Raw genomic sequence first — 25,430 nt, 5'->3', positions numbered from 1 at the left:
GAATTGACAGACTTAAAGGAATCATTGAGTCTACACTCGCAGAGTGTGAAGAGCGTCATAAGAACTTAAGCGGAATTTTTGCTGCCAGCCCAGGAGAGTGGAAGATGTTGTACCTGACGAAAATACGCAATGCGGAAAGTGAATTTACCGGGAACGAGCAAAAAATTGCTGACTTTCTGCGGGCCAACGTGAGTGAGCTGAAATCCGTCTCTTCGCGCAAGATGGCGAAACAGCTCGGCATCAGCCAGTCGAGTATTGTGAAGTTTGCCCAGAAGCTCGGCGCGCAAGGATTTACTGAATTGCGTATGGCGTTAATTGGCGAATACAGTGCCAGCCGGGAGAAAACGAATGCCACGGCGCTGCACCTGCACAGTTCGATTACCAGTGATGATTCGCTGGAAGTTATAGCCCGCAAACTGAATCGCGAAAAAGAGTTGGCGCTGGAGCAAACCTGCGCGTTGTTCGACTACGCGCGGCTGCAAAAAATTATTGAGGTCATCAGTAAAGCACCGTTTATCCAGATAACGGGCCTGGGTGGGTCGGCGCTGGTGGGGCGCGATCTTTCATTCAAACTGATGAAAATTGGTTATCGTGTGACCTGTGAAGCTGACACGCATGTACAAGCCACCGTTTCCCAGGCGCTGAAAAAAGGTGATGTACAAATCGCTATCTCTTACAGCGGCAGTAAAAAAGAGATTGTCTTGTGCGCCGAGGCAGCGCGAAAGCAGGGGGCAACGGTGATTGCCATTACCTCATTAACCGATTCCCCGCTGCGGCGGCTGGCGCATTACACCCTCGATACCGTTTCTGGCGAAACCGAATGGCGCAGCTCGTCGATGTCCACCCGCACGGCGCAAAATTCTGTTACCGATTTACTGTTTGTTGGCCTTGTGCAACTCAATGATGTGGAGTCATTGAAAATGATTGAGCGCAGCAGTGAGCTAACGCAACGCCTGAAATGATGCATAAAGCAGCGACTGGATTGAGATTTTCCTGAATTAGTGAGCTGATCCGCAGCAATATTTTGTTTATCCTGTATTTTCAGAGGGAATGGAGTGTAACGCTCTGTATTAACAAGGAGAGCATTAAAATGGGTAAACTCACGGGCAAGACAGCACTGATTACGGGCGCATTGCAGGGAATTGGCGAAGGAATTGCCAGAACTTTTGCGCGTCATGGCGCAAACCTAATCTTGCTGGATATCTCCCCTGAGATCGAAAAGCTGGCGGACGAACTGTGTGGTCGTGGTCATCGCTGTACGGCGGTTGTCGCCGATGTGCGTGACCCGGCGTCGGTCGCCGCAGCTATCAAGCGCGCTAAGGAAAAAGAAGGGCGCATTGATATTCTGGTGAATAACGCAGGCGTTTGTCGTCTGGGCAGTTTCCTCGATATGAGCGATGAAGATCGCGATTTCCATATTGATATCAATATAAAAGGCGTATGGAACGTCACGAAGGCGGTGCTGCCGGAGATGATTGCCCGCAAAGATGGCCGCATTGTGATGATGTCTTCAGTCACTGGCGATATGGTGGCCGATCCGGGCGAAACGGCGTACGCCTTAACGAAAGCGGCGATTGTTGGCCTGACTAAATCGCTGGCGGTGGAGTACGCGCAGTCTGGTATTCGCGTTAACGCCATCTGCCCGGGATACGTACGCACGCCAATGGCGGAAAGCATTGCCCGCCAGTCGAACCCGGAAGATCCAGAATCGGTGCTGACTGAAATGGCAAAAGCAATCCCGATGCGTCGCCTCGCCGATCCGCTGGAAGTCGGCGAACTGGCAGCCTTCCTCGCATCGGATGAATCAAGTTATTTAACCGGTACACAGAATGTGATTGATGGCGGCAGCACACTGCCGGAGACGGTCAGCGTCGGCATCTGATTCACCTCTTTTTCCTCCCTGCATTTGTGGGGAGGATTTCGTCTTATTCCCTTTTCAACTTCCAAATCACCAAACGGTATATAAAACCGTTACTCCTTTCACGTCCGTTATAAATATGATGGCTATTAGAAAGTCATTAAATTTATAAGGGTGCGCAATGGCCGTTAACTTACTGAAAAAGAACTCACTCGCGCTGGTCGCTTCTCTGCTGCTGGCGGGCCATGTACAGGCAACGGAACTGCTGAACAGTTCTTATGACGTCTCCCGCGAGCTGTTTGCCGCCCTGAATCCGCCGTTTGAGCAACAATGGGCAAAAGATAACGGCGGCGACAAACTGACGATAAAACAATCTCATGCCGGGTCATCAAAACAGGCGCTGGCGATTTTGCAGGGCTTAAAAGCAGACGTTGTCACTTATAACCAGGTGACCGACGTACAAATCCTGCATGACAAAGGCAAGCTGATCCCGGCCGACTGGCAGTCGCGCCTGCCGAATAATAGCTCGCCGTTCTACTCCACCATGGGCTTCCTGGTGCGTAAGGGCAACCCGAAGAATATCCACGACTGGAACGATCTGGTGCGCTCCGACGTGAAGCTGATATTCCCGAACCCGAAAACGTCGGGTAACGCGCGTTATACCTATCTGGCGGCATGGGGCGCAGCGGATAAAGCTGACGGTGGCGACAAAGCCAAAACCGAACAGTTTATGACCCAGTTCCTGAAAAACGTTGAAGTGTTCGATACTGGCGGTCGTGGCGCGACCACCACTTTTGCCGAGCGCGGCCTGGGCGATGTGCTGATCAGCTTCGAGTCGGAAGTGAACAACATCCGCAAACAGTATGAAGCGCAGGGCTTTGAAGTGGTGATTCCGAAAACCAACATTCTGGCGGAATTCCCGGTGGCGTGGGTCGATAAAAACGTGCAGGCCAACGGTACGGAAAAAGCAGCAAAAGCCTACCTGAACTGGCTCTACAGCCCGCAGGCGCAGACCATCATCACCGACTATTACTACCGCGTAAATAACCCGGAAGTCATGGACAAACTGAAAAACAAATTCCCGCAGACCGAGCTGTTCCGCGTGGAAGACAAATTTGGCTCCTGGCCGGAAGTGATGAAAACCCACTTCACCAGCGGCGGCGAGTTAGACAAGCTGTTAGCGGCGGGGCGTAATTAATGTTTGCAGTTTCATCAAGACGCGTGCTGCCGGGCTTTACCTTAAGCCTCGGCACCAGTCTGCTGTTTGTTTGCCTGATTTTGCTGCTGCCGCTCTCCGCGCTGGTGATGCAGCTCTCTGAGATGAGCTGGGCGCAGTACTGGGAGGTGATCACCAACCCGCAGGTGGTCGCAGCCTATAAAGTGACGCTGCTGTCGGCGTTTGTCGCGTCGATTTTTAACGGCGTTTTCGGTCTGCTGATGGCGTGGATCTTAACCCGCTATCGCTTTCCGGGCCGCACGCTGCTTGATGCGCTGATGGATTTACCCTTTGCGCTGCCAACGGCAGTCGCCGGTTTAACGCTGGCCTCGCTCTTTTCCGTGAACGGTTTTTACGGTGAATGGCTGGCGAAGTTTGATATCAAAGTCACCTATACCTGGCTGGGGATCGCGGTGGCGATGGCCTTTACCAGCATTCCGTTTGTGGTGCGTACCGTGCAGCCGGTGCTGGAAGAGTTAGGCCCGGAATATGAAGAAGCGGCAGAAACGCTTGGCGCAACGCGCTGGCAGAGTTTCTGCAAAGTGGTGCTGCCGGAACTTTCTCCGGCGCTGGTGGCGGGCGTGGCGTTGTCGTTTACCCGTAGTCTTGGTGAGTTTGGCGCGGTGATTTTCATCGCCGGGAACATTGCCTGGAAGACGGAAGTGACGTCGCTGATGATTTTTGTTCGCTTACAGGAGTTTGATTACCCGGCGGCGAGCGCGATTGCTTCGGTGATCCTCGCGGCATCCCTGCTGCTGCTGTTCTCAATTAACACTCTGCAAAGTCGCTTTGGTCGGCGTGTGGTAGGTCATTAATGGCGGAAGTGACACAATTGAAGCGTTATGACGCGCGCCCGATTAACTGGGGCAAATGGTTTCTGATTGGCATCGGGATGCTGGTTTCGGCGTTCATCCTGCTGGTGCCGATGATTTACATCTTCGTGCAGGCATTCAGCAAAGGGCTGATGCCAGTTTTACAGAATCTGGCCGATCCGGACATGCTGCACGCCATCTGGCTGACGGTGATGATTGCGCTGATTGCCGTGCCGGTGAACCTGGTGTTCGGCATTCTGCTGGCCTGGCTGGTGACGCGCTTTAACTTCCCCGGACGCCAGTTGCTGCTGACGCTGCTGGACATTCCGTTTGCCGTGTCGCCGGTGGTTGCTGGTCTGGTGTATCTGCTGTTCTACGGCTCTAACGGCCCGCTCGGTGGCTGGCTGGATGAGCATAACCTGCAAATTATGTTCTCCTGGCCGGGAATGGTGCTGGTCACCATCTTCGTGACCTGTCCGTTTGTGGTGCGCGAGCTGGTGCCGGTAATGTTAAGCCAGGGCAGCCAGGAAGACGAAGCAGCGATTTTGCTGGGCGCATCTGGCTGGCAGATGTTCCGTCGCGTCACGCTGCCGAACATCCGCTGGGCGCTGCTTTATGGCGTGGTGCTGACCAACGCCCGCGCGATTGGCGAGTTTGGTGCGGTGTCGGTAGTTTCCGGCTCGATTCGTGGCGAAACACTTTCGCTGCCGTTACAGATTGAATTGCTGGAGCAGGACTACAACACCGTCGGCTCCTTTACCGCCGCCGCGTTGTTGACGCTGATGGCGATTATCACCCTGTTTTTAAAGAGTATGTTGCAGTGGCGCCTGGAGAACCAGGAAAAACGCGCGCAGCAGGAGGAACATCATGAGCATTGAGATTGCCAATATTAAGAAGTCGTTTGGTCGCACCCAGGTGCTGAACGATATCTCACTGGATATTCCTTCTGGTCAGATGGTCGCGTTGCTTGGGCCGTCCGGTTCCGGGAAAACTACGCTGCTGCGCATTATCGCCGGGCTGGAGCATCAAACCAGTGGGCATATTCGCTTTCACGGTACCGACGTGAGCCGTCTGCACGCGCGGGACCGTAAAGTCGGTTTCGTGTTCCAGCATTACGCGCTGTTTCGCCATATGACGGTGTTTGACAATATCGCTTTTGGCCTGACGGTGTTGCCACGGCGTGAACGCCCGAATGCGGCGGCGATCAAAGCGAAAGTGACAAAATTGCTGGAGATGGTGCAGCTCGCGCATCTGGCGGATCGTTATCCGGCGCAGCTTTCCGGCGGCCAGAAACAGCGTGTGGCGCTTGCACGCGCGCTGGCTGTGGAACCGCAAATTTTGCTGCTTGATGAACCGTTTGGCGCGCTGGATGCGCAGGTGCGTAAAGAGCTGCGTCGCTGGCTGCGTCAGTTGCATGAAGAGCTGAAATTCACCAGTGTGTTCGTGACCCATGACCAGGAAGAAGCGACCGAAGTAGCCGATCGTGTAGTGGTGATGAGCCAGGGCAATATCGAGCAGGCTGATGCACCGGACCAGGTATGGCGCGAACCAGCGACCCGTTTTGTACTCGAATTTATGGGCGAAGTTAACCGCCTGCAGGGAACCATTCGCGGCGGGCAGTTCCATGTTGGCGCACATCGCTGGCCGCTGGGCTATACACCTGCGTATCAGGGGCCAGTGGATCTCTTCCTGCGTCCGTGGGAAGTGGATATCAGCCGCCGTACCAGCCTCGATTCGCCGCTGCCGGTACAGGTACTGGAAGCCAGCCCGAAAGGCCACTACACCCAATTAGTCGTGCAGCCGCTGGGGTGGTACAACGAAGCGCTGACGGTCGTGATGCACGGCGACGACGCCCCGCAACGTGGCGAGCGTTTATTCGTTGGTCTGCAACATGCGCGGCTGTATAACGGCGACGAGCGTATTGAAACCCGCGATGAGGAACTTGCTCTCGCACAAAGCGCCTGATAGGTTGAGTGAATGTTAAACGCCCGGAGGCGCTTCCCGCGATCCGGGCTTTTTAATGGCAAGGTTTGTAACCTGTAGGTCTGATAAGACGCGTAAGCGTCGCATCAGGCAACACCACGTATGGACAGAGATCGTGAGTACATTAGAACAAACAATAGGCAATACGCCTCTGGTGAAGTTGCAGCGAATGGGGCCGGATAACGGCAGTGAAGTGTGGTTAAAACTGGAAGGCAATAACCCGGCGGGATCGGTAAAAGACCGTGCAGCGCTTTCGATGATTGTCGAGGCGGAAAAGCGCGGCGAGATTAAACCGGGTGATGTGTTGATCGAAGCCACCAGTGGTAACACCGGCATTGCGCTGGCAATGATTGCCGCGCTTAAAGGCTATCGCATGAAATTGCTGATGCCCGACAACATGAGCCAGGAACGCCGTGCGGCAATGCGTGCCTACGGTGCGGAACTGATTCTGGTCACCAAAGAGCAGGGCATGGAAGGTGCGCGCGATCTGGCGCTGGAGATGGCCAATCGTGGTGAAGGAAAGCTGCTCGATCAGTTCAATAATCCCGATAACCCTTACGCCCATTACACCACTACCGGACCGGAAATCTGGCAGCAAACCGGCGGGCGCATTACCCATTTTGTCTCCAGCATGGGAACAACCGGCACTATCACCGGCGTGTCACGCTTTATGCGCGAACAATCCAAACCGGTGACGATTGTTGGCCTGCAGCCGGAAGAAGGCAGCAGTATTCCAGGCATTCGCCGCTGGCCTGCGAAATATCTGCCGGGGATTTTCAACGCTTCTCTGGTGGATGAGGTGCTGGATATTCATCAGAGCGATGCGGAAAACACCATGCGCGAACTGGCAGTGCGGGAAGGGATTTTCTGTGGCGTCAGCTCCGGCGGCGCGGTTGCCGGAGCACTGCGGGTGGCAAAAGCTAACCCTGGCGCGGTGGTGGTGGCGATCATCTGCGATCGTGGCGATCGCTACCTTTCTACCGGGGTGTTTGGGGAAGAGCATTTTAGCCAGGGGGCGGGGATTTAAGATTATTGCGCAGGCACCGTTTTATCCGTCTGCGCAATTAACGCATGTAAAAAAGGCTGTGCGTTCTCATCGCTCTTACCGGGCATCTTCACGATATACGGCTTCCCGGTAATCGATGACGACGAGGCCACCTTGTCAATAAACTGCTCGGCTGTATCAATGCGATTACGGGTATTGCCCAGCTTCAGTCGCAGATGAGAAACCGCTTCATCGCAGGTATGTTCATCACCGTTACGCACAAATATTAAATCCTTTTTCTGTGCTAATCCCTCCAGCATAGCGTTGATACGGGCTTCTTCATGGGCAGTTAACTTCGCATAAGCGGGGAGTGTCATTAGCAGCGTAACGACCAGACAAATGATTTTCTTCACTGAATTACCTTATCCTTGTTTTGTAATAGCCGATTTGACTGCCAGAATCAGGTAAAGTTTCGGTTGGAATACGATGAGGATCATCGGCAAGGAGAAAAAATTAAATGAGTAGTTTGTTGTTGTTTAACGATAAGAGCAGGGCACTGCAGGCGGATATCGTTGCCGTGCAGTCGCAGGTAGTGTACGGCAGCGTAGGCAACAGCATTGCGGTGCCTGCTATCAAACAGAACGGCCTGAATGTCTTTGCCGTGCCGACGGTATTGCTGAGCAATACGCCGCATTATGACACTTTCTACGGTGGTGCGATTCCGGATGAATGGTTTAGCGGTTATTTGCGTGCGCTTCAGGAGCGTGATGCGCTGCGCCAACTTCGAGCTGTAACCACGGGCTATATGGGAACGGCATCGCAAATCAAAATCCTTGCCGAGTGGCTGACTGCGCTACGCAAAGACCATCCTGACCTATTGATCATGGTCGATCCGGTGATTGGCGATATTGATAGCGGAATTTATGTCAAACCTGACCTTCCCGAGGCGTATCGACAATATTTACTGCCGCTGGCGCAGGGAATTACCCCCAATATCTTTGAGCTGGAAATCCTGACCGGTAAAAATTGCCGCGATCTCGACAGTGCCATTGCTGCCGCAAAAAGTCTGCTTTTAGACACATTAAAATGGGTGGTGGTTACCAGCGCCTCCGGTAACGAAGAAAATCAGGAGATGCAGGTGGTGGTGGTGAGTGCCGACAGCGTGAATGTCATTTCCCATTCACGGGTAAAAACCGACCTGAAAGGGACTGGCGACCTGTTTTGTGCTCAGCTTATCAGTGGTTTGCTGAAAGGGAAGGCGTTAAACGATGCGGTGCACCGCGCGGGGTTGCGCGTACTGGAAGTGATGCGCTATACCCAGCAGCATGAGAGCGATGAATTGATTTTGCCGCCGCTGGCGGAAGCATAAAAAAATGGCGCCGATGGGCGCCATTTTTCACTGCGGCAAGAATTACTTCTTGATGCGGATAACCGGGGTTTCACCCACGGTTACGCTACCGGACAGTTTGATCAGTTCTTTGATTTCGTCCATGTTGGAGATAACAACCGGAGTCAGGGTAGACTTGGCTTTCTCTTCCAGCAGCGGCAGATCAAATTCAATGACAGTATCGCCAACTTTCACGCGCTGACCTTCTTCAGCAATACGCTTGAAGCCTTCGCCTTTCAGTTCAACGGTGTCGATACCGAAGTGGACGAACAGTTCAACGCCGCTATCAGATTCGATAGAGAACGCGTGGTTGGTTTCAAAGATTTTACCAATGGTGCCGTCTACAGGCGCGACCATTTTGTTTCCAGTTGGTTTGATAGCAATGCCATCACCAACGATTTTTTCCGCAAAAACGACATCCGGCACGTCTTCGATATTGACGATCTCGCCAGAGAGCGGAGCAATGATCTCAATAGTTCCGGTATCCTTCTTGTCGTCGGAAACCAGAGATTTCAGTTTATCGAACAAACCCATGATCTTCTCCTAAGCAGTAAATTGGGCCGCATCTCGTGGATTAGCAGATTGTTTTTTCTTCAATGAACTTGTTAACCAGCGTCATTAACTCGTCCGTTGTCGGTTGAGCAAGAGCCTGCTCTGCTAACACCTTCGCATCTTCGAAGTTCGTGTTACGGATAATCTTCTTAATGCGCGGGATAGAAATGGCGCTCATAGAGAATTCGTCCAGACCCATCCCCAGCAACAGAAGTGTAGCACGTTCATCGCCAGCAAGCTCACCACACATGCCAGTCCATTTGCCTTCAGCATGAGAAGCATCAATAACTTGCTTGATCAAGTTCAGCACGGACGGTGACATTGGCTGGTAAAGGTGTGAAATCATATCATTACCACGGTCAACTGCCAGAGTGTACTGCGTTAAATCATTGGTGCCGATACTAAAGAAATCAACTTCTTTGGCTAAATGACGTGCAATTGTTGCGGCAGCCGGTGTTTCCACCATTACGCCGATTTCAATTGACTCGTCAAACGCTTTACCTTCGTCGCGCAGTTCCTGTTTGTAGATTTCGATCTCTTTGCGCAGTGCACGCACTTCTTCAACAGAGATGATCATCGGGAACATAATGCGCAATTTACCGAAAGCCGAGGCACGCAGGATAGCGCGGAGCTGATCGCGCAGGATCTCTTTACGATCCATCGCGATACGGATAGCGCGCCAGCCGAGGAACGGGTTCTCTTCTTTCGGGAAGTTCATGTATGGCAGCTCTTTGTCGCCGCCGATGTCCATGGTACGAACGATAACCGCCTGCGAGCCACACGCTTCAGCCACTGCTTTGTAAGCAGCAAACTGTTCTTCTTCAGTGGGCAGCGCGTCGCGGTCCATGAACAGGAACTCAGTACGATACAGACCAACGCCTTCAGCGCCGTTACGCTCTGCACCTTCAACGTCACGAACCGTACCAATGTTAGCGCACACTTCTACCTGGTGACCGTCCAGCGTAATAGCTGGCAGATCTTTCAGTTTAGCAAGCTCTGCTTTTTCAGAAGCCACTTGCTCCTGAACAGCGCGCATTTTATCAATAACTTCGTTGGTTGGATTGACGTAAACCTGATTATTTACGGCATCCAGAATCAGATAGTCGTCATTTTTCACCTGAGAGGTGACGCTACCGGTACCCACGATAGCAGGCAGTTCCAGAGAACGCGCCATGATAGAGGTGTGGGAAGTACGGCCACCCGCGTCGGTGATGAAACCCAGCACCTTCTTCAGGTTCAGCTGTGCGGTTTCGGACGGCGTCAGGTCAGCGGCAACCAGAATGACTTCATCCTGAATGGCGCTCAGGTCGATAATCTTCAGGCCCAGGATGTTGCGCAGCAGGCGCTTACCGATATCACGTACGTCAGCCGCACGTTCTTTCAGGTATTCATCATCCAGCTCTTCCAGGGCAGAAGCCTGACCTTCGATAACTTCATGAGCAGCTGCGTCAGCTGTCATGTGCTTATCTTTAATCAGGGCTATGATTTCCTGCTCCAGCTCCTCATCTTCGAGCAGCATAATATGCCCTTCAAAGATGGCTTCTTTTTCTTCACCGAACGTTTCACCAGCTTTCGTTTTGATCGTTTCCAGCTGGGCTGATGCCTTGGCACGACCGCTCAGAAAACGTTCAACTTCCTGATCAACCTGGTCGGCAGAAATTTTTTTCCGGTCAATGACAATTTCGTCTTCTTTCAGAAGCAGAGCTTTACCGAAAGCGATACCCGGGGATGCTAAAATGCCTGAAATCATAACCCTACCTTACTTGTGACTGATTTTTAAAAGAACCCGGGAAATTACTCGAGTTCCGCCATCAGTTTAACCAGATGTTCAACCGCTTTCTGCTCGTCTTCGCCTTCTGCGGAGATAGTCACAACGGTACCTTGAGTCAGGCCCAGAGTCTGCAGTTTAAACAGGCTTTTCGCGCTGGCGCTTTTGCCGTTGGAAGTCACAGTAATTTCAGAAGTGAAGCCCTTAGCTTCTTTTACAAACTGGGCAGCAGGGCGGGTGTGCAGACCGTTCGGAGCGGTAATGGTAACTTCTTGCTGGAACATTGTATTTCCCCAACTTATAGGTTTAGTGTTGTGGAACTAAAGTCTAGCCTGGCGGTTCGACTTTAGCCTGTATTGTTAGCGCCAGTTTTTAACAGACGCGACGCACGAAGAGCGCAATACAGTCCATTGCTGGCGGGTGTTGACCGCTGACGTTTCGTACGTCATTAAACATTATGCCGCTAAAGGAAGAATTGAACCAAATCATAAAATCGATTCAGCTTTGGCTTTTCCTGTAACGATTAATTTCGCGCATCAAAATAATTAGTCTGGTTAAATACCAGTTCCGACAGGCTGAATCAATGCCAGGAGGGGCGAAAGTTTGAAGCAGGCCACAAAAAAGCACCTGAAAAGGTGCTTTTTTACGCATTTTTAACAAGCTGGCATTACTGTTGCAGTTCTTTCTCAGTGAAGAGATCGGCAAACAATGCGGTGCTTAAATAACGCTCACCCGATGATGGTAGAATAACCACAATATTCTTGTTGGTAAAGCTTTCATCTTCTTGTAGTTTCAACGCCGCGGCAACAGCTGCTCCAGAAGAGATACCAGCAAGAATACCTTCTTCTTCCATCAGACGACGTGCGGTAGAAATGGCTTCTTCATTGGTGATGCCAATGACTTTGTCGACCAGCTTGAGATCGAGGTTAGCCGGGATAAAACCAGCGCCAATACCCTGAATTTTATGCGGGCCAGGTTTAATCTCTTCACCTGCCAGCGCCTGGGCGATAACTGGAGAATCGGTTGGCTCAACGGCGACAGAGATAAGATCGGTCTTGCCTTTGGTGCCTTTAATGTAGCGGCTGACGCCAGTCAGCGTACCGCCAGTCCCAACGCCAGCAATAAATACATCAACCTGACCGTCGGTATCTTCCCAGATCTCCGGACCGGTGGTTTTTTCGTGAATTTCAGGGTTTGCCGGATTGCTGAATTGTTGCAGCAGCAGGTATTTCTCTGGATTGCTGGCGACAATTTCTTCTGCTTTTTGGATTGCGCCTTTCATGCCTTTAGCACCTTCGGTCAGCACCAGGTTTGCACCTAACGCTTTCAGCAGCTTGCGGCGTTCAATACTCATGGTTTCTGGCATGGTCAGGGTAAGTTTGTAACCGCGAGCGGCAGCGACATAGGCCAGTGCAATCCCGGTATTACCGCTGGTTGGTTCAACCAGTTCAACGCCTGGTTTCAGCACGCCGCGCTTTTCGGCATCCCAAATCATGTTGGCACCGATACGGCACTTAACGCTGAAGCTGGGGTTACGAGATTCCACCTTCGCCAGAATGCGTCCGTTACCGATGCGATTCAGGCGAACCAGCGGCGTGTGACCGATAGTCAGCGAGTTATCTTCAAAAATCTTACTCATGGCCTGTCCTTAACTGTATGAAATTGGGATACAACAGGTAGCATACCCGCTCAGAGAATATGCGGAAGTAAGGATTTAGCATATCTATATGCAGAAGGGAAATAATGACATGCAAGATGGAATAAGGGGCGGCATAAGCCACCCCTGTTTCACACAAGCGGTTTACAAAATAACCGGTAGATTGTTACCGCCACATGGCGTGTTTATCGCGATAGCAATCGACCCACATCGCCGTCGCACCACAAACGGCAACGGGCATGATGAACAGATTAAGCAACGGGATCATCGTAAACAGGCTGGTTAAAGCACCAAACTGCATATTGGTGATTTTGCGTGTGCGCAGGGCGGTGCGCATCTCTTTAAACGGCACTTTGTGGTTATCGAAGGGGTAATCGCAATACTGGATGGCTAACATCCAGGCGCTAAACAGGAACCATAGTACCGGCGCGACGGTTTGCCCAATACCAGGGATGAAGTAAAGAATTAGCAATACAATTGCGCGCGGCAGATACCAGGCAAATTTTTGCCATTCGCGTTTCATGATTCGCGGCACATCTTTCATGATACCGAAAATCCCGGTATCTGGCGGTGTAGCGCCAGTCAATCGTGCTTCCAGTTGTTCAGCCAATAAACCATTGAACGGAGCGGCAATCCAGTTAGCAATCGTTGAGAAGAAATAGCCAAACACTAACAGCACAGAGATGACAGCCAGAGGCCACAACAGATAGCTCAGCCATTGTAACCAGTCCGGAACATAACTCATGAGCGTCGGGATCCAGACATCGAGCTGCGTAAATAGCCACCAGAATGCGCCCCCCATCAACAAAATATTGACCAGCAGCGGTAAAATAACGAAACGCCGAATCCCAGGTTGCGAGACGAGCTTCCAGCCTTGCGCAAAATAGTAAAAACCGCTGCGTGGGGCAGATGTGAATGATGAAACCATAATCAGGATGAGCTCCTTTTGACCAATCCCAGGAAAATTCTGCGTATTTTACCGGGTAATTGCGCAATGGACAGTTAGGATATGTTCGAAAAAACAGCAAAAAGCACGATTTCATCTATCTTTGTGCTGTGAAAGTTAATAGTGCACTTGCACTTGAGGTAATCGGCAAATACTCTTAGTGAGTAAATGTTTGCCGTGGTGGCAAGGTGTTAGAACAACAGAGAATATAATGATGCAGGATTTGCGTCTGATATTAATCATTGTTGGCGCGATCGCCATAATCGCTTTACTGGTACATGGTTTCTGGACCAGCCGTAAAGAACGATCTTCTATGTTCCGCGATCGGCCATTAAAACGAATGAAGTCAAAACGTGACGACGATTCTTATGACGAGGATGTCGAAGATGATGAGGGCGTTGGTGAGGTTCGAGTTCACCGCGTGAATCATGCCCCGGCTAACGCCCAGGAGCATGAGGCTGCTCGTCCGTCGCCGCAACACCAGTACCAACCGCCTTATGCGTCTGCGCAGCCGCGTCAACCGGTCCAGCAGCCGCCTGAAGCTCAGGTACCGCCGCAACATGCTCCGCGTCCAGCGCAGCCGGTGCAGCAACCCGTGCAGCAGCCTGCCTATCAGCCGCAGCCTGAACAGCCGTTGCAGCAGCCAGTTTCGCCACAGGTCGCATCAGCGCCGCAGCCAGTGCATTCAGCACCGCAACCGGCACAACAGGCTTTCCAGCCTGCAGAGCCTGTAGCGGCACCACAGCCTGAGCCTGTAGCGGAACCGGCTCCAGTTATGGATAAACCGAAGCGCAAAGAAGCGGTGATTATCATGAACGTCGCGGCGCATCACGGTAGCGAGTTAAACGGTGAACTGCTTCTTAACAGCATTCAACAAGCGGGCTTCATTTTTGGCGATATGAATATTTACCATCGTCATCTTAGCCCGGATGGCAGCGGCCCGGCGTTATTTAGCCTGGCGAATATGGTGAAACCGGGAACCTTTGATCCTGAAATGAAGGATTTCACTACTCCGGGTGTCACTATCTTTATGCAGGTACCGTCTTACGGTGACGAGCTGCAGAACTTCAAGCTGATGCTGCAATCTGCGCAGCATATTGCCGATGAAGTGGGCGGTGTAGTGCTTGACGATCAGCGCCGTATGATGACTCCGCAGAAATTGCGCGAGTACCAGGACATCATCCGCGAAGTCAAAGACGCCAACGCCTGATACACTTAAGGCAAATTAACTCCTTTTCGAACCCCCGCTTGTCGGGGGTTTTTAGCATTGATGGTGCGATATGGAATCAATCGAACAACAACTGACAGAACTGCGAACGACGCTTCGCCATCATGAATATCTTTATCATGTGATGGATGCGCCGGAAATTCCCGACGCGGAATACGACAGGTTGATGCGCGAACTGCGCGAGCTGGAAACCAAACATCCAGAACTGATTACGCCTGATTCGCCTACCCAACGTGTAGGTGCTGCGCCGCTGGCGGCTTTCAGCCAGATCCGCCATGAAGTGCCAATGCTGTCGCTGGATAACGTTTTTGATGAAGAAAGCTTTCTTGCCTTCAACAAACGAGTGCAGGACCGTCTGAAAAGCAACGAGAAAGTCACCTGGTGCTGTGAGCTGAAGCTGGATGGTCTTGCCGTCAGTATTCTGTATGAAAATGGTGTTTTAGTCAGTGCCGCGACCCGTGGCGATGGCACCACCGGGGAAGATATCACGTCTAATGTGCGTACTATTCGCGCCATTCCGCTGAAGCTACACGGAGAGAATATCCCGGCGCGTCTGGAAGTGCGTGGTGAAGTGTTCCTGCCGCAGGCGGGGTTCGAAAAGATTAACGAAGATGCGCGACGCACGGGCGGGAAAGTGTTTGCTAACCCACGTAATGCGGCAGCTGGTTCACTGCGTCAGCTTGATCCGCGTATTACAGCGAAGCGACCGCTCACTTTTTTCTGCTACGGCGTTGGTGTTCTGGAAGGTGGCGAGCTGCCGGATACTCATCTTGGCCGCTTACTGCAATTTAAAAAGTGGGGGTTGCCGGTCAGCGATCGGGTAACGCTTTGTGAATCGGCGGAAGAAGTGCTGGCGTTCTATCACAAAGTGGAAGAAGACCGCCCGACGCTGGGCTTTGATATCGACGGCGTGGTGATTAAAGTCAACTCACTGGCACAGCAGGAGCAGCTTGGCTTTGTCGCGCGTGCCCCGCGCTGGGCGGTAGCGTTTAAATTCCCGGCGCAGGAACAGATGACCTTTGTGCGTGACGTCGAGTTTCAGGTTGGGCGTACTGGCGCGATTACGCCTGTTGCGCGTCTGGAACCTGTCCATGTTGCTGGCGTGCTGGTGAGTAACGCAACCTTACACAATGCGGATGAAATCGAACGTCTTGGTTTACGCATTGGCGATAAAGTGGTGATTCGCCGCGCTGGCGACGTGATCCCGCAGGTGGTTAACGTCGTGCTTTCTGAACGCCCGGAAGATACCCGTGAGGTTGTATTCCCGACGCATTGTCCGGTATGTGGTTCTGACGTTGAGCGTGTGGAAGGTGAAGCGGTTGCCCGCTGTACCGGTGGCCTGATTTGCGGTGCGCAGCGTAAAGAGTCGCTGAAACACTTTGTTTCCCGCCGTGCGATGGATGTTGACGGAATGGGCGACAAAATCATCGATCAGCTGGTTGAAAAAGAATATGTCCACACTCCGGCGGATCTGTTCAAACTCACCGCAGGCAAACTGACCGGACTGGAGCGTATGGGGCCAAAATCGGCACAAAACGTGGTTAACGCGCTGGAAAAAGCGAAAGAAACCACCTTTGCTCGCTTCCTCTATGCACTTGGCATCCGTGAAGTCGGCGAGGCCACCGCAGCAGGTCTGGCGGCATATTTCGGCACGCTGGAAGCGCTGGAAGCCGCTTCGATTGAAGAGCTGCAAAAGGTACCTGATGTTGGTATTGTCGTTGCCTCCCACGTTCACAACTTCTTTGCCGAAGAAAGCAACCGCAATGTCATCAGCGCGCTGTTGGCGGAAGGTGTTCACTGGCCTGAGCCGATCGTTATCAATGCGGAAGAGATTGACAGTCCGTTTGCTGGTAAAACCGTGGTGCTTACGGGCAGCTTAAGCCAGATGTCGCGTGATGACGCTAAAGCTCGACTGGTCGAACTGGGGGCGAAAGTCGCGGGCAGCGTGTCGAAGAAAACCGATCTGGTGATAGCGGGTGAAGCTGCAGGATCTAAACTGGCGAAGGCGCAGGAACTGGGCATTGAAGTCATCGACGAAGCGGAAATGCTGCGTTTGCTGGGTAGCTGAGATGGAAAAAGAGCAGCTGATTGAAATAGCCAATACGATAATGCCGTTTGGCAAATACAAAGGGCGTCGCTTAATCGACCTGCCGGAGGAGTATCTTCTGTGGTTTGCCCGCAAAGATGAGTTCCCGGCAGGGAAGCTCGGTGAGCTAATGCAAATCACGCTGCTGATTAAAACCGAGGGGCTGACGCAACTGGTCCAGCCCCTGAAACGCACACTTTAAGCTTTATCGGCGCTGCTTTCCTGCTGCGCCTGTAACTGTTCGGTCTGGCGTTTGTATCGACGCGCCAGCACCGCACAGACCATCAATTGGATCTGATGGAAAATCATCAGAGGCAGCACCATCATACCGATCACCGATGTGGGGAAAAGAATGTTTGCCATCGGGATGCCATTTGCCAGACTCTTTTTCGAACCACAAAAGACGATAGTAATTTCATCTGCCTTATTGAAGCCCAGTCGGCGTGCCATAAAGACGTTAACTACAATCACGATAGCCAGAAGAACGCAACTGACCACCACGATAAACAGCAATGATCCCCAGCCAACTTTGTGCCAGATACCGTTAACGACGGCTTCGCTGAATGCCGTATAAACCACCAACAGAATGGACGTCTGGTCAGTTTTCGCAATCCATTTTTTATTACGCGACACCCAGTCACCAATCCACGGCCGGGAAAGATGCCCCAACACAAATGGCAGCAACAGTTGCAGCATAATTTTACCGACCTGCTCAAGGCTCCCCCCTGCACCGTGAACATTCATCACCAGACCAACCAGCAATGGTGAAAGGAAAATCCCCAGCAGGCTGGATGCTGACGCAGAACAAACCGCCGCCGCGACGTTACCGCCCGCCATTGACGTGAAGGCGATTGCAGACTGCACGGTAGCAGGAAGAATGCACAAGTAGAGAAAACCGGAATAGAGCATCGGGTCGACATTTACCGGTTTCCACCAGGCAAACAGCACGCCCAAAATTGGGAACAGCACGAAGGTGCTACACATCACCCATAAATGCAGTCGCCAATGACCACCGCCTGCAATAATGGCTTCTCGCGATAACTTCGCGCCGTGCATAAAGAACAGCAGAGCAATGGCTGCGGTAGTCAGATTTTCAAAGAAGGGAACGAAATCGCCCCTGGCCGGAAAGAAAGAGGCCAGCAACACCACCGTGATCAGGGTTAAGGTGAAAGGATCGAGGATACGAAAAAGTTTCATAAAGACTCCAGATGATCGATGGTTCTATTGTGCTTCTTCCAGTTTGAGAAATAAAATTGATTTATTGCATCCATTCATGAAGAAAACAGATGAATTATTCTTTAAAACAATTAAAGGTTTTCGTCACAGTAGCGCAGGAGAAAAGTTTTAGTCGTGCAGGAGAGCGTATCGGCCTGAGCCAGTCGGCAGTGAGTCACAGTGTGAAGGAGCTGGAAAATCATACTGGTGTTCGCCTGCTGGACAGAACCACGCGTGAAGTGGTGCTTACAGATGCAGGGCAGCAGTTGGCTTTGCGTCTTGAGCGACTGCTGGATGAACTTAACAGCACGTTGCGCGATACCGGGCGTATGGGGCAACAACTGAGCGGAAAAGTTCGGGTCGCTGCCAGCCAGACCATTTCCGCGCATCTTATTCCGCAATGCATTGCTGAAAGCCATCGCCGCTATCCCGATATTCAGTTTGTCCTGCACGATCGTCCGCAGCAGTGGGTGATGGAAAGTATTCGCCAGGGAGATGTCGATTTTGGCATCGTCATCGATCCAGGCCCAGTGGGCGATCTGCAATGTGAAGCGATTCTTTCCGAGCCTTTCTTTCTGCTTTGCCATCGCGATAGCGCTTTGGCCGTGGAAGATTATGTACCCTGGCAGGCATTACAGGGAGCGAAATTGGTGTTGCAGGATTACGCGTCAGGCAGCCGACCGCTGATTGATGCAGCACTGGCGCGCAACGGTATTCAGGCGAATATTGTGCAGGAGATTGGACATCCGGCGACGCTGTTCCCGATGGTAGCCGCAGGCATCGGCATCAGTATTCTTCCCGCACTGGCGCTACCATTGCCTGAAGGTAGCCCACTGGTGGTAAAGCGCATTACGCCGGTGGTTGAACGCCAGTTGATGCTGGTGCGCAGGAAGAACCGTTCACTTTCCACCGCCGCACAAGCGTTATGGGACGTGGTACGAGGCCAGGGCCGTGCGCTAATGGCTGGGCGGGAAGGGGATCCGCTGTATCAGATATAGAGCTATTCATACTGCCGGGAGTTCCGGCAGTAATCAATCAGAAGTTAAATTTGATGGAGTAGATTATTGCATCCTGGTAAAAATCTTCGCCCAGTTTGTCATCCGCATAACGATACTGAATCCCTGTGGTGATGTGTGAAGTTACATTCCACCAAAGTGCGACGGCACCGTTCAGACCTTCTTTGCCGCCATTACCTGCCGCGTAGGTGGCATCACGATCAAACTCGTATTCGTTCCAGTTGGTGAGGGTGAATTTCTCACTGCCCAGCATAAAGCTGTAACCTGCAACCCAACCGGCGACATAACCGTTATCGCCGGTATAATAGGTTTGGTCTGTATAGCGTTTTGCAAAGAACGGTTTGAACCACCAACCGCTGCCGGTGAAATTGTAGCCGATCCCGTAAAGGAACATATCGTCATGGAAATTCACACGATTCGCAGAACCGTAGGTGCCATACGCATGCAAGTAGAGATTAAATCCGGTGTCACCCAGGTAAATACGGTTGGTATTTTTAAATGTATAACGCTGCTCGCTACCCGGTTTATCATGACGATCATTATAAAAGTTTTCCCAGTCGAAGAACCCGTACATTTCTCCCCAACTAAAGTTAGCGCCGCCTTCCAGTTCCAGATATCCAAAATCATCTTTGTGTGATTTGGTCGACGATTTCTCAGTGGTTCTGCTAGTCCAGTCAAGATAATGAATACCTATATCAGCAAAACCGCCTTTAAATTCTGCATGGGATACTGCTGGTATCGCCAATACAGAAGAGAGTGTCAGAGTAAAAAGATGTTTTTTCATAGCATAATTCCCTATGCCGATCGTTATTAGTTGATTGCTTAATAAAAAGGTTGATTAAAAGCGGCTTATTGTTAATGCAATGGAAAGGAGAGTACCAATACAGTTTTTTCCGCCTATTAATAGTGAAAAAATATAAATATATCGATATCGAATAACTATCGGATACATGAAAAAAGTGTATTGGTATGAGGTAGGGCAATCTCGTTATAAAAAGGCGTTAGATTCCACCCTACAAAAAAAGGATATATATGTATCAGGCTCAGTTTTCTCATAACCCACTGTATTGCGTAGATATTATCAAGACTTATAAACCTGATTTCACGCCACGAGTGGCCTTTATTTTAGGTTCCGGGCTGGGCGCGCTGGCCGATCAGATTGAGAACGCGGTCGCAATTTCCTACGAAAAGCTGCCTGGGTTCCCGGTAAGTACCGTACATGGCCATGCGGGTGAGCTGGTGCTGGGTTATCTCCAGGGGGTGCCAGTGGCGTGCATGAAAGGTCGCGGACATTTCTACGAAGGTCGTGGGATGACCATCATGACGGATGCAATCCGTACCTTTAAGTTGCTGGGCTGCGAGTTGCTGTTCTGCACTAATGCGGCTGGCTCACTGCGTCCTGAAGTGGGGGCCGGCAGTCTGGTCGCATTGAAAGATCACATCAACACCATGCCGGGAACGCCGATGGTGGGTCTTAATGATGAACGTTTTGGTGAGCGCTTCTTCTCGCTGGCGAATGCCTACGATGCGGAATACCGCGCACTGTTACAAAAAGTGGCGAAAGAAGAGGGGTTCCCTCTGACGGAGGGCGTGTTCGTCTCATATCCGGGGCCGAATTTCGAGACTGCGGCGGAAATTCGCATGATGCAAATTATTGGTGGGGATGTTGTTGGTATGTCTGTGGTGCCTGAGGTTATTTCAGCTCGCCATTGCGAACTTAAAGTCGTTGCGGTCTCTGCGATTACCAACATGGCGGAAGGTCTGAGTGACGTGAAGCTTTCTCATGCCCAAACGCTGGCAGCAGCGGAACTCTCAAAGCAAAACTTTATTAATCTTATTTGCGGCTTTCTGCGCAAAATTGCCTGAGTAAAACAACAATAAACGGCCTCACTGAGTGAGGCCATATGATGCGACAAGGAAACGATTATGAGCATCGCTTTGCGCTTAAAGGTAATGTCCTTTTTGCAATATTTTATCTGGGGGAGCTGGCTGGTTACCCTCGGTTCTTACATGATTAATACCCTTCATTTCACCGGCGCTAATGTTGGCATGGTTTACAGTTCCAAAGGGATCGCCGCGATTATTATGCCTGGTATAATGGGGATCATCGCAGACAAATGGCTGCGTGCAGAACGTGCATACATGCTGTGTCACCTGGTGTGTGCGGGCGTACTTTTTTATGCGGCATCCGTAACTGATCCGGATATGATGTTTTGGGTGATGTTAGTCAATGCGATGGCGTTTATGCCGACTATTGCGTTATCGAACAGCGTCTCTTATTCCTGTCTTGCCCAGGCAGGGCTTGACCCGGTGACCGCTTTCCCGCCCATTCGCGTTTTTGGTACGGTGGGGTTCATTGTCGCCATGTGGGCAGTAAGCCTGCTGCATCTGGAATTGAGTAGTCTGCAACTGTATATCGCGTCCGGTGCGTCATTGCTGCTGTCGGCTTATGCGCTGACTTTGCCGAAGATTCCGGTTGCGGAGAAAAAAGCGACTACATCGCTTGCCAGCAAGCTGGGCCTGGATGCCTTCGTGCTGTTTAAAAATCCACGCATGGCTATCTTTTTCCTCTTCGCCATGATGCTGGGTGCGGTGCTGCAAATTACCAACGTTTTTGGCAACCCGTTCCTGCATGATTTCGCCCGTAATCCTGAGTTTGCTGATAGCTTCGTGGTGAAATACCCGTCCATTTTACTGTCAGTTTCACAGATGGCTGAAGTCGGTTTCATTCTGACGATACCGTTCTTTTTGAAGCGTTTCGGTATTAAAACCGTCATGCTGATGAGTATGGTGGCGTGGACGCTGCGCTTTGGCTTCTTTGCCTATGGCGACCCATCACCAACCGGGTTTATTTTGTTGCTGCTGTCGATGATTGTTTACGGTTGTGCATTCGATTTCTTCAATATTTCTGGTTCGGTCTTTGTCGAACAGGAAGTTGATTCCAGCATTCGTGCCAGCGCCCAGGGCCTTTTTATGACGATGGTAAATGGCGTCGGCGCATGGGTTGGCTCGATTCTGAGCGGTATGGCAGTGGATTACTTCTCGGTGGATGGCGTAAAAGATTGGCATACCATTTGGCTGATGTTTGCAGGGTATGCTCTTTTCCTCGCAGTGATATTTTTCTTTGGGTTTAAATATAACCATGACCCTGAAAAGATAACGCATCGTTCAGTTACACATTAAAAGGATTCGCAGCTCTGTTCCTTGGGGCTGCTTTTATGATAAAGGTTAATTAGTGAAAGATATTTTATTTTCTTCTGGCGTTGGTTTTGGCATTGGTGCTTTGTTTACAATCGTGCGATTACCTATTCCTGTTCCAAATGTATTGCCGGGTATATTATCCATCGTGTTTATGTATGTCGGATATCTGGTGGTGAAATACTTTATGCCATGATAATTTAATACGATATATTTTTTTATATGGAGCACTTAATTATGGAACGCGTATATAGAACAGATCTTAAGTTGCTCCGTTATTTTCTTGCCGTAGCGGAAGAGTTGCATTTTGGTCGCGCAGCAGCGCGTTTAAATATGTCTCAGCCTCCGCTCAGTATTCATATTAAAGAGCTGGAAAATCAACTCGGCACGCAGCTTTTTATTCGCCATTCGCGCAGCGTCGTACTGACACACGCGGGCAAAATCTTGATGGAAGAATCGCGTCGATTGCTGGTGAATGCAAATAATGTATTGGCTCGGGTTGAACAAATAGGTCGGGGAGAAGCAGGGCGGATTGAACTCGGGGTTGTGGGAACGGCAATGTGGGGACGGATGCGCCCGGTTATGCGGCGATTCCTTAGAGAAAACCCTAACGTTGAAGTTCTGTTTCGCGAAAAGATGCCCGCGATGCAAATGGCCTTGCTGGAACGCCGCGAACTTGATGCCGGGATCTGGCGAATGGCGACAGAACCACCGACTGGTTTTACCAGCTTACGGTTGCATGAATCGGCGTTTCTGGTGGCGATGCCTGAAGAGCATCATCTCTCATCATTTTCCACCGTCCCGCTGGAAGCGCTACGTGACGAGTATTTCGTTACAATGCCGCCCGTGTACACTGACTGGGATTTTTTGCAGCGAGTTTGCCAGCAGGTGGGATTTTCACCGGTTGTTATTCGCGAAGTTAATGAACCGCAAACGGTACTCGCCATGGTCAGTATGGGTATTGGTATCACATTGATAGCGGACAGCTACGCGCAGATGAACTGGCCAGGTGTCATATTCCGTCCGCTCAAAGAACGCATCCCGGCAGACTTATATATTGTTTATGAAACGCAGCAGGTGACGCCCGCACTGGTTAAACTGCTGGCGGCGTTGGCGCAGTAGATGAGAGGCACGGGAACTGCCGGACATAGTTGGTCTGATAAGCGAAGCGCATCAGGCAATTTCGCAAATTGCAGATAGCAAAAAAGCGCCTTTAGGGCGCTTTTTTACATTGGTGGGTCGTGCAGGATTCGAACCTGCGACCAATTGATTAAAAGTCAACTGCTCTACCAACTGAGCTAACGACCCGAAGTGGTGGGTGATGACGGGATCGAACCGCCGACCCCCTCCTTGTAAGGGAGGTGCTCTCCCAGCTGAGCTAATCACCCACTTCGGTACTTCACATTTTTACAAGAAATCTAGCTGGCGAGAAAGTGGTGGGTGATGACGGGATCGAACCGCCGACCCCCTCCTTGTAAGGGAGGTGCTCTCCCAGCTGAGCTAATCACCCACTTCTCAATTTCTTGCTACACGGCGGAGACTACATAAAGTAGTTGGTGGGTGATGACGGGATCGAACCGCCGACCCCCTCCTTGTAAGGGAGGTGCTCTCCCAGCTGAGCTAATCACCCCCGCTGTGTGGAGTCGCATTATAGGGAGAGTTCAAAATGAGTCAACGCATTTTCTAAAGAAATTGTTCGTTCGTCGTAAATTTAAGCAAGATGATCGCAAAACAGACCGTGTTGCGCAATTTGTCAACGAAAACAATAATGCGTAAGGTTGCAACCCGAACTACATTGAGGAATCAGGCGGGAGTGATAGAATATCGCCCACTCAATTTTTCCAGGATTTGCCGGTTGTCGGCATCTTTCTAAACGTAAGGCCATTTCATGAAAATCAAAACTCGCTTCGCGCCAAGCCCAACAGGCTATCTGCACGTTGGCGGCGCGCGTACTGCTCTTTACTCCTGGCTTTTTGCACGTAACCACGGCGGTGAGTTCGTGCTGCGTATTGAAGACACCGATCTTGAGCGTTCCACGCCGGAAGCTATCGAAGCCATTATGGATGGCATGAACTGGCTGAGCCTGGAGTGGGATGAAGGTCCGTACTACCAGACCAAACGTTTTGATCGCTACAACGCGGTGATCGATCAGATGCTGGAAGAGGGCACAGCTTATAAATGCTATTGCTCTAAAGAGCGCCTGGAAGCGCTGCGCGAAGAGCAAATGGCGAAAGGTGAGAAGCCGCGTTATGACGGTCGCTGCCGCCACAGCCATGAGCATCATGCTGATGATGAACCGTGCGTTGTACGTTTTGCTAACCCGCAGGAAGGTTCTGTTGTTTTTGACGATCAGATCCGTGGCCCGATTGAGTTCAGCAACCAGGAGTTGGATGATCTGATCATTCGCCGTACCGATGGTTCCCCAACCTATAACTTCTGTGTGGTTGTTGATGACTGGGATATGGAAATCACCCATGTTATCCGTGGCGAAGACCATATCAACAACACGCCGCGCCAGATCAACATTCTTAAAGCCCTGAAAGCGCCGGTACCGGTTTACGCGCACGTTTCTATGATCAACGGCGATGACGGTAAAAAACTGTCCAAACGTCACGGGGCGGTCAGCGTAATGCAGTATCGTGATGATGGTTATCTGCCAGAAGCACTGCTGAACTATCTGGTGCGTCTGGGCTGGTCCCACGGCGATCAGGAAATCTTCACTCGTGAAGAGATGATTAAATACTTCACTCTGAATGCCGTCAGCAAATCTGCCAGTGCGTTCAACACCGACAAGCTGCTGTGGCTGAACCATCACTACATTAACGCGCTGCCGCCGGAGTATGTTGCTACTCACTTACAGTGGCACATTGAGCAGGAAAATATCGATACCCGTAACGGCCCGCAGCTGGCTGATCTGGTGAAACTACTGGGTGAACGCTGCAAGACGCTGAAAGAGATGGCACAGAGTTGCCGTTATTTCTACGAAGATTTTGCTGAGTTCGATGCCGACGCCGCGAAAAAACATCTGCGTCCAGTAGCGCGTCAGCCGCTGGAAGTAGTTCGTGACAAACTGGCCGCGATTACTGACTGGACCGCTGAAAACGTTCATCACGCTATTCAGGCGACGGCGGATGAGCTGGAAGTGGGTATGGGTAAAGTTGGTATGCCGCTGCGTGTCGCCGTAACCGGTGCGGGGCAGTCTCCGGCGCTGGATGTTACCGTTCACGCAATCGGTAAGACCCGCAGTATCGAGCGTATCAACAAAGCGCTGGCTTTTATTGCTGAACGCGAAAATCAGCAGTAATTAGCGCATAAAAGATAAACGGCAGGAGAGATACCCCTGCCGTTTTTTATTTATCCGGTGCGCCGTAAAACCCCGTCCTTCAGGGCGGGGATATAAGGCGCGGTTTTCCACCTGACCAGGTGTTTGCTGTTGTTCAATGTATTGGCGGATGACGGATATTGGCGCACCTCCGCAGCTACTGGCAAAATAGCCAGGACTCCACAAAACGCCTTTGTAGTA

The 25,430-nt window shown here is 51.3% G+C and carries 26 protein-coding genes and 4 tRNA genes; 17 read left to right on the top strand and 13 right to left on the bottom strand.

Annotated features, from left to right (window positions below; all coding sequences use genetic code 11):
- The first annotated feature begins 104 nt into the window (after window positions 1–104).
- From murR to cysM, 7 genes are all read left to right on the top strand, one after another.
- On the top strand, window positions 105–962 hold the full coding sequence (gene murR, locus ACJHYW_RS09050) for an HTH-type transcriptional regulator MurR (RefSeq protein ID WP_000966455.1): 858 nt from the start codon (window positions 105–107) through the stop codon (window positions 960–962).
- 128 nt (window positions 963–1,090) lie between these two features.
- Window positions 1,091–1,882 carry an SDR family oxidoreductase UcpA gene (ucpA, locus tag ACJHYW_RS09045; RefSeq protein WP_000517443.1) on the top strand — a complete coding sequence of 264 codons (792 nt, stop codon included), beginning with the start codon at window positions 1,091–1,093 and terminating at the stop codon, window positions 1,880–1,882.
- A gap of 157 nt (window positions 1,883–2,039) precedes the next feature.
- Complete coding sequence (gene cysP / locus ACJHYW_RS09040) at window positions 2,040–3,056, top strand: thiosulfate/sulfate ABC transporter substrate-binding protein CysP (protein ID WP_000290224.1); 1,017 nt, start codon at window positions 2,040–2,042, stop codon at window positions 3,054–3,056.
- Entirely contained in the window at window positions 3,056–3,889 is an 834-nt protein-coding gene (cysT, locus tag ACJHYW_RS09035) for a sulfate/thiosulfate ABC transporter permease CysT (protein ID WP_000458420.1), read from the top strand. Before cysP ends, cysT begins: the two co-directional genes overlap by 1 nt.
- Complete coding sequence (cysW, locus tag ACJHYW_RS09030) at window positions 3,889–4,764, top strand: sulfate/thiosulfate ABC transporter permease CysW (protein WP_000852686.1); 876 nt, start codon at window positions 3,889–3,891, stop codon at window positions 4,762–4,764. The genes cysT and cysW overlap by 1 nt, the downstream gene beginning before the upstream one ends.
- Window positions 4,754–5,851 carry a sulfate/thiosulfate ABC transporter ATP-binding protein CysA gene (cysA, locus tag ACJHYW_RS09025; RefSeq protein WP_000021031.1) on the top strand — a complete coding sequence of 366 codons (1,098 nt, stop codon included), beginning with the start codon at window positions 4,754–4,756 and terminating at the stop codon, window positions 5,849–5,851. Before cysW ends, cysA begins: the two co-directional genes overlap by 11 nt.
- Before the next feature lie 133 nt (window positions 5,852–5,984).
- Entirely contained in the window at window positions 5,985–6,896 is a 912-nt protein-coding gene (cysM, locus tag ACJHYW_RS09020) for a cysteine synthase B (protein ID WP_001361768.1), read from the top strand.
- Between the two features lie 2 nt (window positions 6,897–6,898).
- Here cysM and ACJHYW_RS09015 read toward each other — a convergent pair whose 3' ends face one another.
- A complete protein-coding gene (locus tag ACJHYW_RS09015) occupies window positions 6,899–7,267 on the bottom strand; it encodes a YfeK family protein (protein WP_000719965.1) in 369 nt (122 codons plus the stop codon).
- Window positions 7,268–7,371: 104 nt separating this feature from the next.
- Here ACJHYW_RS09015 and pdxK point away from each other — a divergent pair, with 104 nt between their 5' ends.
- A complete protein-coding gene (gene pdxK, locus ACJHYW_RS09010) occupies window positions 7,372–8,223 on the top strand; it encodes a pyridoxine/pyridoxal/pyridoxamine kinase (RefSeq protein WP_000096643.1) in 852 nt (283 codons plus the stop codon).
- Between the two features lie 42 nt (window positions 8,224–8,265).
- On the opposite strand, the gene crr is transcribed toward pdxK, so the two are convergent.
- The 5 genes from crr to cysZ all read right to left on the bottom strand — a co-directional run bounded on the left by crr (window position 8,266) and on the right by cysZ (window position 13,146).
- Entirely contained in the window at window positions 8,266–8,775 is a 510-nt protein-coding gene (crr, locus tag ACJHYW_RS09005) for a PTS glucose transporter subunit IIA (protein ID WP_000522247.1), read from the bottom strand.
- Window positions 8,776–8,815: 40 nt separating this feature from the next.
- Complete coding sequence (gene ptsI, locus ACJHYW_RS09000; RefSeq protein WP_000623136.1) at window positions 8,816–10,543, bottom strand: phosphoenolpyruvate-protein phosphotransferase PtsI; 1,728 nt, start codon at window positions 10,541–10,543, stop codon at window positions 8,816–8,818.
- 44 nt (window positions 10,544–10,587) lie between these two features.
- Window positions 10,588–10,845: a phosphocarrier protein Hpr gene (ptsH, locus tag ACJHYW_RS08995; RefSeq protein WP_000487600.1), complete on the bottom strand. Its 258-nt coding sequence runs from the start codon at window positions 10,843–10,845 to the stop codon at window positions 10,588–10,590.
- A gap of 383 nt (window positions 10,846–11,228) precedes the next feature.
- A complete protein-coding gene (cysK, locus tag ACJHYW_RS08990; RefSeq protein ID WP_000034402.1) occupies window positions 11,229–12,200 on the bottom strand; it encodes a cysteine synthase A in 972 nt (323 codons plus the stop codon).
- Between the two features lie 184 nt (window positions 12,201–12,384).
- On the bottom strand, window positions 12,385–13,146 hold the full coding sequence (gene cysZ / locus ACJHYW_RS08985) for a sulfate transporter CysZ (RefSeq protein ID WP_000254839.1): 762 nt from the start codon (window positions 13,144–13,146) through the stop codon (window positions 12,385–12,387).
- Window positions 13,147–13,375: 229 nt separating this feature from the next.
- Here cysZ and zipA point away from each other — a divergent pair, with 229 nt between their 5' ends.
- The 3 genes from zipA to ACJHYW_RS08970 all read left to right on the top strand — a co-directional run bounded on the left by zipA (window position 13,376) and on the right by ACJHYW_RS08970 (window position 16,680).
- Window positions 13,376–14,374 (top strand): cell division protein ZipA, encoded by a 999-nt coding sequence (zipA, locus tag ACJHYW_RS08980; RefSeq protein ID WP_001317975.1) that lies wholly within the window; start codon window positions 13,376–13,378, stop codon window positions 14,372–14,374.
- Between the two features lie 70 nt (window positions 14,375–14,444).
- Window positions 14,445–16,460 carry an NAD-dependent DNA ligase LigA gene (gene ligA / locus ACJHYW_RS08975; protein ID WP_000443682.1) on the top strand — a complete coding sequence of 672 codons (2,016 nt, stop codon included), beginning with the start codon at window positions 14,445–14,447 and terminating at the stop codon, window positions 16,458–16,460.
- A gap of 1 nt (window position 16,461) precedes the next feature.
- Window positions 16,462–16,680, top strand: coding sequence for a DUF3820 family protein (locus tag ACJHYW_RS08970; protein WP_000410202.1), 219 nt, complete (start codon window positions 16,462–16,464; stop codon window positions 16,678–16,680).
- Here the strand turns inward: ACJHYW_RS08970 and ACJHYW_RS08965 are convergent.
- Entirely contained in the window at window positions 16,677–17,675 is a 999-nt protein-coding gene (locus ACJHYW_RS08965) for a bile acid:sodium symporter family protein (protein WP_000765604.1), read from the bottom strand. The genes ACJHYW_RS08970 and ACJHYW_RS08965 overlap by 4 nt on opposite strands.
- Window positions 17,676–17,764: 89 nt before the next feature.
- On the opposite strand from ACJHYW_RS08965, the gene ACJHYW_RS08960 reads away from it, so the two are divergent.
- Window positions 17,765–18,691 (top strand): LysR family transcriptional regulator, encoded by a 927-nt coding sequence (locus tag ACJHYW_RS08960; protein ID WP_001109797.1) that lies wholly within the window; start codon window positions 17,765–17,767, stop codon window positions 18,689–18,691.
- 37 nt (window positions 18,692–18,728) lie between these two features.
- Here ACJHYW_RS08960 and ACJHYW_RS08955 read toward each other — a convergent pair whose 3' ends face one another.
- Complete coding sequence (locus ACJHYW_RS08955) at window positions 18,729–19,493, bottom strand: outer membrane protein OmpK (protein WP_000716368.1); 765 nt, start codon at window positions 19,491–19,493, stop codon at window positions 18,729–18,731.
- A 248-nt stretch (window positions 19,494–19,741) separates the two neighbouring features.
- Here ACJHYW_RS08955 and xapA point away from each other — a divergent pair, with 248 nt between their 5' ends.
- From xapA to xapR, 4 genes are read left to right on the top strand one after another with little or no spacing between them, the layout of a single operon-like run.
- Window positions 19,742–20,575: a xanthosine phosphorylase gene (xapA, locus tag ACJHYW_RS08950; RefSeq protein ID WP_000283878.1), complete on the top strand. Its 834-nt coding sequence runs from the start codon at window positions 19,742–19,744 to the stop codon at window positions 20,573–20,575.
- A 60-nt stretch (window positions 20,576–20,635) separates the two neighbouring features.
- Complete coding sequence (xapB, locus tag ACJHYW_RS08945) at window positions 20,636–21,892, top strand: xanthosine/proton symporter XapB (RefSeq protein WP_000020390.1); 1,257 nt, start codon at window positions 20,636–20,638, stop codon at window positions 21,890–21,892.
- Window positions 21,893–21,944: 52 nt separating this feature from the next.
- The gene (locus ACJHYW_RS08940; protein WP_000651752.1) at window positions 21,945–22,103 is read left to right on the top strand and encodes a DUF1427 family protein; all 159 of its coding nucleotides are present in this window, start codon (window positions 21,945–21,947) and stop codon (window positions 22,101–22,103) included.
- Between the two features lie 41 nt (window positions 22,104–22,144).
- Window positions 22,145–23,029: a DNA-binding transcriptional regulator XapR gene (gene xapR / locus ACJHYW_RS08935; protein WP_000442954.1), complete on the top strand. Its 885-nt coding sequence runs from the start codon at window positions 22,145–22,147 to the stop codon at window positions 23,027–23,029.
- A 110-nt stretch (window positions 23,030–23,139) separates the two neighbouring features.
- On the opposite strand, the gene ACJHYW_RS08930 is transcribed toward xapR, so the two are convergent.
- The 4 genes from ACJHYW_RS08930 to ACJHYW_RS08915 all read right to left on the bottom strand — a co-directional run bounded on the left by ACJHYW_RS08930 (window position 23,140) and on the right by ACJHYW_RS08915 (window position 23,537).
- A tRNA-Lys gene (locus ACJHYW_RS08930) sits at window positions 23,140–23,215 on the bottom strand.
- Between the two features lie 4 nt (window positions 23,216–23,219).
- Window positions 23,220–23,295, bottom strand: a tRNA-Val gene (locus tag ACJHYW_RS08925).
- Window positions 23,296–23,341: 46 nt separating this feature from the next.
- Window positions 23,342–23,417: transfer RNA gene (locus ACJHYW_RS08920), tRNA-Val, on the bottom strand.
- A gap of 44 nt (window positions 23,418–23,461) precedes the next feature.
- Window positions 23,462–23,537: transfer RNA gene (locus tag ACJHYW_RS08915), tRNA-Val, on the bottom strand.
- Window positions 23,538–23,795: 258 nt separating this feature from the next.
- Between ACJHYW_RS08915 and gltX the strand changes: the two genes are divergently transcribed.
- The gene (gltX, locus tag ACJHYW_RS08910) at window positions 23,796–25,211 is read left to right on the top strand and encodes a glutamate--tRNA ligase (protein WP_000695653.1); all 1,416 of its coding nucleotides are present in this window, start codon (window positions 23,796–23,798) and stop codon (window positions 25,209–25,211) included.
- Here gltX and ACJHYW_RS08905 read toward each other — a convergent pair.
- On the bottom strand, window positions 25,212–25,430 hold a 219-nt coding region (locus tag ACJHYW_RS08905), incomplete at its 5' end, for a transposase (RefSeq protein WP_001458536.1).

Origin of the sequence: Escherichia sp. WS3063, assembly GCF_046486595.1 — a bacterium.
GTDB classification, from domain to species: domain Bacteria; phylum Pseudomonadota; class Gammaproteobacteria; order Enterobacterales; family Enterobacteriaceae; genus Escherichia; species Escherichia coli.
Note: the sequence above shows the minus strand (reverse complement) of the source record. Positions and strands in the feature narration are given on the sequence as shown.